Origin of the sequence: Diaphorobacter ruginosibacter, assembly GCF_040396215.1 — a bacterium.
Lineage (GTDB): Bacteria > Pseudomonadota > Gammaproteobacteria > Burkholderiales > Burkholderiaceae_C > Diaphorobacter_A > Diaphorobacter_A ruginosibacter_A.
The window spans coordinates 1-5,801 of the sequence record NZ_JBEBOW010000175.1 but is presented as its reverse complement, the minus strand read 5'-3'; the positions used below and the strand labels follow the sequence as shown (position 1 = coordinate 5,801).

Sequence of the window (5,801 nt, the reverse complement as noted above, 5' to 3'; positions counted from 1 at the left end):
CCGGCGCTGAATGCAAAACGCAACCCGCAGGGGTTGCGTTTTTTTCTTGTTCCGAGCCTATCCGGCCGTGACCACGATGGGCGGCAGTTCAGAGGGGTCGCGCACTTCCTGCAGCATATCTCCGCGCCGCAGCGGCTGCGCTGGGCGGGCCAGCAGTTCGCGCACGAAATTGGGCTGCGCGAGCAGGGCGTGGTGCGTGAAGCCGTTGTAGAGCTGCAGCGACGGGATGCCGCGCTGCGCGATGCGCCGGTCGACTTCTTCCTGGCTGATCCGGGCGGGGTCGGTGGTCTGCGAGGCCATGGCCATGCACCACAGGGTGCCATAGAGCGGCACGTATTGCAGGTATGGCCGGAATACCGGAAACACCTGCCGCACGGACGCGGCAATGCGCATCAGGCTCTGCGGCAGATGGATGGGCGAGCCCATGTGCAGCGAAATCACGCCGCCGGGCGAGAGGGCGCTGCGGCAGCTTTCGTAGAACTCCACGGTGTAGAGATCGGTGGCCGGGCCGAACGGGTCGGTGAGATCGAGCACGATCTGGTCGAAGCGTTCCTGCGTCTGCCCGAGAAATGAGCGCGCGTCGCCAATGCGGATCTCGAGCCGCTCATCGTCGAATGCGCCGTGGTGGATCTGGCCGAGCCATTCGCGCGATACGTCGATCACCTGCTCGTCCAGCTCGGCGAGCACCACGCGTTCGATCAGCGGCAGCTTGAGGAGCTCCTCCGCCGCGCCGCCGTCTCCGCCGCCGATCACCAGCGCGCGGCGCACGCCCGCATGGGCAATCGCGGGCAGGTGCACCATCGGCTCGTGGTAGAAGAACTCGTCGCGCTCCGACGTCATGAAGCAGTCGTCGATCCGCATGACGCGGCCGAACTGCGCGTTTTCAAAGACTTCGATGTGCTGCCATGGCGATTGCCGGCTCGCCAGCAGACGGCTGTTCTTCAGGTAGAAGCCGAAGTCCGCATTAAGCCGCTCGGCCGCATACGAGGGCGCCGAAGCCCGCGGGGTCTGTGTCGCGTTCATGTCAGGCGCGCTCGACGCGGTGCAGGTGCGGGTCGTTCGGATTGAATGCCGCCATCAGGTCGTCGAACAGCTTCTGCGCCTTCGGGCGGTTGTTCTCGGTGTAGTTGCACACATAGACATCCAGCGTGACGTAGCCTGATTCGGGCCAAGTGTGGAGCGACAGGTGCGACTCGGCCAGCACGACCACGCCCGTCACGCCACCGCCTTCGCCGAAGCTGTGAAAAAGGCTGCCCACGGTGGTGAGCCCGGCGGCGGCCACGCGTTCCTTGCAGAAAGATTCCAGATAGCCGGCATCCAGCATCAGCCGGCTGTCGCAGAGACAGCCGTAGAGGTCGCCGATCAGATGCAGGCCGGTGGCCGAGCGGGAAAGGGGCGAGGTCTTGATGGGGGTGGCATTCCGGACGTGGTTCTTCATTGAGCTGGAGCCCTTTCGTTAGGTGGAGGGTGTGGCAAAAAAACGGCAACCCTTTCCGATGCGTGGAAAACGGGAAACCGACGAACGAGGTGCGCGGTGCGATGACCGGCCCTGGGGCGGACACATGCTTGCAACTCGCATGGCCGCTGTCTCCGGTTCATGTGCGGGCTTGTCTGTCCTGGTGAGCACACGATCCGTTTGGCGAGCACATCATGCCCCCGCCGTTGAAAGACAAGCCCCAGTATAGTCAAGCAACATTAATGAAACAGTCTGTTCATCTCCGGGCTGCATGCATGGAAAGGGTTTCCACCTATGATGTAGGGTTGCTCATCCTTGTTTGTCGATGGGCCATCGCTGAATTCAATATGCTTCCAACCGCATCAACCGCCAACGCTCCGCTCGTGGAATTGCGCAATGTCCAATTCGGATATGGCGACCGCACGATCCTGCGCGACGTCTCGCTGAGCATTCCGCGCGGGAAGGTCACGGCGTTGATGGGGGCCTCCGGCGGCGGCAAGACCACGGTGCTGCGCCTCATCGGCGGCCAGTATTTCGTGCAGGGCGGCGAAGTGCTGTTCGACGGCGAGAACGTCGCCGGCATGGACATGGCGGCCCTGTATGCGGCGCGCAGGCGCATGGGCATGCTGTTCCAGTTCGGCGCGCTGTTCACCGACATGAGCGTGTATGAGAACGTGGCGTTTCCGCTGCGCGAGCACACGGATCTGTCGGAGGAGCTGATCCGGGACATCGTGCTCATGAAGCTCAATGCCGTGGGGCTGCGCGGCGCGCGCGACCTCATGCCCAGCCAGATTTCCGGCGGCATGGCGCGGCGCGTGGCGCTCGCGCGGGCGATCGCGCTCGATCCCGAGCTGATCATGTACGACGAGCCGTTTGCGGGGCTGGACCCGATCTCGCTGGGCACGGCGGCCCAGCTCATCCGCCAGCTCAACGACGCGATGGGGCTCACCACCATCATCGTGTCGCACGACCTGGAGGAAACCTTCCGCCTGGCAGATTACGTCATCATCCTCGGCCCGGGCACGATTGCCGCGCAGGGCACGCCGCAGGAGGTGCGGGAGAGCACCGATCCGCTGGTGCACCAGTTCGTCAATGCGCTGCCGAGCGGGCCGGTGCCGTTTCACTATCCCGGCCCGAGCGTGGCGCAGGACTTCGGCCCCATCGGCGCAGCGCCGGGAGGTTCGGCATGAGCTGGTGGCGTCCCTCGGATGTGGGTTTCGCGGTGCGCGGCAAGCTGGCCGACATCGGCATGGGCGCGCGCCTGTTCTGGCGTCTGCTGGCGCTCGGCCCGGCGGCGCTGAAGCGGTTCGGGCTGGTGCGCGATCAGGTGCATTTCCTGGGCAACTATTCGCTGTCGATCATCGCCATGTCGGGCCTGTTCGTCGGCTTCGTGCTGGCGCTGCAGGGATACAACGTCCTGCAGATCTACGGCTCGGCCAATGCGCTGGGCCTGGTCGTCACGCTCGGGCTGGTTCGCGAACTGGGACCGGTGGTGACGGCGCTTTTGTTCGCCGGCCGCGCGGGAACGTCGCTGACAGCCGAGATCGGCCTGATGCGCGCGGGAGAGCAACTGTCCGCGATGGAGATGATGGCGGTCGATCCGGTGCGCCGCATCCTGGTGCCGCGTTTCTGGGGCGGCGTGATCGCCATGCCGCTGCTGGCTGCCGTGTTCAGCGCGGTCGGCGTGATCGGCGGCTGGCTGGTCGGCGTCGTCATGCTGGGTGTGGATCCCGGGGCCTTCTGGGGCGCGATGCAAAGCAGCGTCGATGTCTGGAAGGACGTGGGCAATGGTGTCGTCAAGAGCGTGGTGTTCGGCCTCGCGGTCACTTTCGTGGCGGTTCTGCAGGGCTATGTGGCCAAGCCGACGCCGGAGGGCGTATCGCGTGCGACCACCCGCACGGTGGTGATCGCGTCGCTGGCGGTGCTGGGGCTGGACTTCCTGCTCACCGCGCTGATGTTCAGTATCTGAATGACGATGAATCGAACCGGGAGCAAAGAGACGGGTCTTTCGGGACTTCGGAGAAAGTAGCAAACCATGCAGAAATCCAAGAATGATGTCTGGGTCGGCCTGTTCGTGCTGTTGGGCGCGGCGGCGCTCGTGTTTCTGGCGCTGCAGTCCGCCAATCTGTTGAGCCTGAACTGGAAGTCCGGCTACAGCGTGACGGCGCGTTTCGACAATATCGGTGGTCTCAAGCCCAAGTCGGCGGTGCGCAGCGCCGGCGTGGTGGTGGGGCGCGTTCAGTCGATCGGCTTCAACGATGAGACTTTCCAGGCCGACGTGCATCTGGAGCTCGACAAGCAATTCAAGTTTCCCAAGGACAGCTCGCTGAAAATTCTCACCAGCGGCCTGCTGGGCGACCAATATATCGGGATCGAAGCCGGTGCCGACGAGGCCAATCTGGCGGAAGGCGATACCATCACCTCCACCCAATCCGCAGTCGTGCTGGAAAACCTGATTGGCCAGTTCCTCTACAGCAAGGCTGAAGAGGGTGGGAACTCCGGCGGTAAAAAATGACATACATAAGCAAATACTCCAAAGTCGTTGTCACCCGCGGCGCCGCGGCCGTGTTGGGTTTGAGCCTGCTTGCGGGCTGCGCAACCGGCCCTCATACGAATCCGGAAGATCCGTTCGAGTCGTTCAACCGCAGCATGTATTCGTTCAACGACGGGCTGGACAGGGCCGTGCTCAAGCCTGTCGCCACCGTCTATCACGATGTCGCGCCCAAGCCGGTCCGCACGGGCGTCAGCAACTTTTTTGCCAATCTCGGCGATATCTGGTCGTTCGTGAACAACCTGCTGCAGGGGCGTGGCACCGAGGCTTTCGACAGCATGGTGCGCGTCAACGTCAACACGGTATTCGGCCTGGGCGGCCTGCTCGATATCGCCAGCGAAATGGGCGTGCAGCGTCACAAGCAGGATTTTGGCCTGACGCTTGGGCGCTGGGGCCTGAATACCGGACCCTATCTGGTGCTGCCGCTGCTCGGCCCCTCGACGGTGCGTGACACGGTGGCCTTGCCAGTGGATTTCTATGGCGACGTGGCTGGCCACATTTCCGACGTTCGCGTGCGCAATTCGCTCTATGGGCTGAGAATTGTTGAAAAGCGTGAATCGCTGCTCAACGTGGGCGACGTGCTGGAAGCCGCTGCGCTGGACCCCTATTCGTTCACGCGCGACGTGTATCTGCAGGTGCGCAGCCAGCGTGTCGGCCCCAGAAGAGGGCAGACCCAGAACCTGGACGATGCGGGCAAGCTGCCCGAGGACTATTGAAGCCTGCCGAAGATCATCGGGCATCGGCCGCCACCGTGATCCGATGCGGCTCGCCGGGTGTTGCAATCATTTTCATCCGGCGACGGCCCGTACGCGGGAATCCACGGGAATCCGCTCAAAATCCCACACATGCCGGTATTCACATACATTCAGGTTTGTATGTGAACCGGGAAGGACATCAATAAATGTTGAATCGACGCTTTTTTTCGCAATCCGCCGCCGCTGCGGCATCGCTGATGCTGATGTCCTCGCCGGTGATTTCCTGGGCCGCCGAAGAGGCGCCGGATGCCATGATCAAGCGCCTCTCCAATGAGGTGCTGGAGACCATCCGCAACGACCCGTCAATCAAGTCGGGCGATGTGGACAAGATCATGGTGCTGGTCGATCGCCTGCTCATGCCGCACGTGAACTTCCGGCGCATGACTGCCGCGGCGGTGGGGCCGGGCTGGCGCAAGGCGACGCCCGAGCAGCAAAAGCGCCTGCAGGACGAATTCAAGGTTCTGCTGGTGCGCACCTATGCGGGTGCGCTGAGCCAGGTGACGAACCAGTCGGTGGACGTCAAGCCGCTGCGTGCCGCGGCCGGGGACAAGGACGTGCTGGTTCGCACCGAGGTGCGCGGCAAGGGCGATCCGGTGCAGGTGGACTATCGCCTCGAGAAGGACGGCAGTTCCTGGAAGATCTACAACCTGAACGTGCTGGGCGTCTGGATCGTCGATACCTACCGCACCCAGTTTGGCCAGGAGGTCAACGCTAAGGGCATCGACGGGCTGATCGACACACTGGTCGCCCGCAACCAGGCCAACGCGGCCAGCGCGAGCAAGTAAATGACCGCCGCCGCAGCGCCCTCCATGCTCGTGCTCCCGCCCGAGCTCACGCACGCACAGGCAACGGCGTGCCTGCGCATGTTGATGCAGGCCATGCGCGCTCACAAGGAGCCGCAATTGGTGGTGGACGCCGGGCCGCTGAAGGTGTTCGATTCCTCCGCGCTGGCGGTGCTCCTCGAATGCCACCGCAGCGCCGCCGGCGAGGGCAAGTCCTTCGCGGTCAAGGCATTGCCTGCGGCGCTGCTCAGTTTGGC

8 protein-coding genes are annotated in these 5,801 nt (G+C 63.6%); 6 read left to right on the top strand and 2 right to left on the bottom strand.

Annotated elements, in window-relative coordinates:
* Positions 1-57 precede the first annotated feature (57 nt).
* Entirely contained in the window at positions 58-1,023 is a 966-nt protein-coding gene (gene speE / locus ABWP92_RS15995) for a polyamine aminopropyltransferase (RefSeq protein ID WP_353236397.1), read from the bottom strand.
* Between the two features lies 1 nt (position 1,024).
* Positions 1,025-1,438: an adenosylmethionine decarboxylase gene (gene speD / locus ABWP92_RS15990; protein WP_353236396.1), complete on the bottom strand. Its 414-nt coding sequence runs from the start codon at positions 1,436-1,438 to the stop codon at positions 1,025-1,027.
* A 365-nt stretch (positions 1,439-1,803) separates the two neighbouring features.
* On the opposite strand from speD, the gene ABWP92_RS15985 reads away from it, so the two are divergent.
* From ABWP92_RS15985 to ABWP92_RS15960, 6 genes are all read left to right on the top strand, one after another.
* On the top strand, positions 1,804-2,646 hold the full coding sequence (locus ABWP92_RS15985; RefSeq protein WP_353236395.1) for an ABC transporter ATP-binding protein: 843 nt from the start codon (positions 1,804-1,806) through the stop codon (positions 2,644-2,646).
* On the top strand, positions 2,643-3,425 hold the full coding sequence (mlaE, locus tag ABWP92_RS15980) for a lipid asymmetry maintenance ABC transporter permease subunit MlaE (RefSeq protein ID WP_353236394.1): 783 nt from the start codon (positions 2,643-2,645) through the stop codon (positions 3,423-3,425). The genes ABWP92_RS15985 and mlaE overlap by 4 nt, the downstream gene beginning before the upstream one ends.
* Before the next feature lie 66 nt (positions 3,426-3,491).
* Positions 3,492-3,971: an outer membrane lipid asymmetry maintenance protein MlaD gene (mlaD, locus tag ABWP92_RS15975; protein ID WP_353236393.1), complete on the top strand. Its 480-nt coding sequence runs from the start codon at positions 3,492-3,494 to the stop codon at positions 3,969-3,971.
* A complete protein-coding gene (locus ABWP92_RS15970; protein ID WP_353236392.1) occupies positions 3,968-4,723 on the top strand; it encodes an MlaA family lipoprotein in 756 nt (251 codons plus the stop codon). The genes mlaD and ABWP92_RS15970 overlap by 4 nt, the downstream gene beginning before the upstream one ends.
* 185 nt (positions 4,724-4,908) lie before the next feature.
* Positions 4,909-5,547, top strand: coding sequence for an MlaC/ttg2D family ABC transporter substrate-binding protein (locus tag ABWP92_RS15965; RefSeq protein WP_353236391.1), 639 nt, complete (start codon positions 4,909-4,911; stop codon positions 5,545-5,547).
* Positions 5,548-5,571: 24 nt separating this feature from the next.
* Positions 5,572-5,801 (top strand): STAS domain-containing protein (locus ABWP92_RS15960; protein WP_353236398.1); only part of this gene is annotated, 230 nt, incomplete at its 3' end.

Excerpts from the sequence above, each read along its gene's own strand:
- mlaD (WP_353236393.1), top strand. The coding sequence starts at position 3,492 with ATGCAGAAATCCAAGAATGATGTCTGGGTCGGCCTGTTCGTGCTGTTG.
- mlaE (WP_353236394.1), top strand. The coding sequence starts at position 2,643 with ATGAGCTGGTGGCGTCCCTCGGATGTGGGTTTCGCGGTGCGCGGCAAG.
- ABWP92_RS15985 (WP_353236395.1), top strand. The coding sequence starts at position 1,804 with ATGCTTCCAACCGCATCAACCGCCAACGCTCCGCTCGTGGAATTGCGC.
- speE (WP_353236397.1), bottom strand. The coding sequence starts at position 1,023 with ATGAACGCGACACAGACCCCGCGGGCTTCGGCGCCCTCGTATGCGGCC.
- speD (WP_353236396.1), bottom strand. The coding sequence starts at position 1,438 with ATGAAGAACCACGTCCGGAATGCCACCCCCATCAAGACCTCGCCCCTT.
- ABWP92_RS15970 (WP_353236392.1), top strand. The coding sequence starts at position 3,968 with ATGACATACATAAGCAAATACTCCAAAGTCGTTGTCACCCGCGGCGCC.
- ABWP92_RS15965 (WP_353236391.1), top strand. The coding sequence starts at position 4,909 with ATGTTGAATCGACGCTTTTTTTCGCAATCCGCCGCCGCTGCGGCATCG.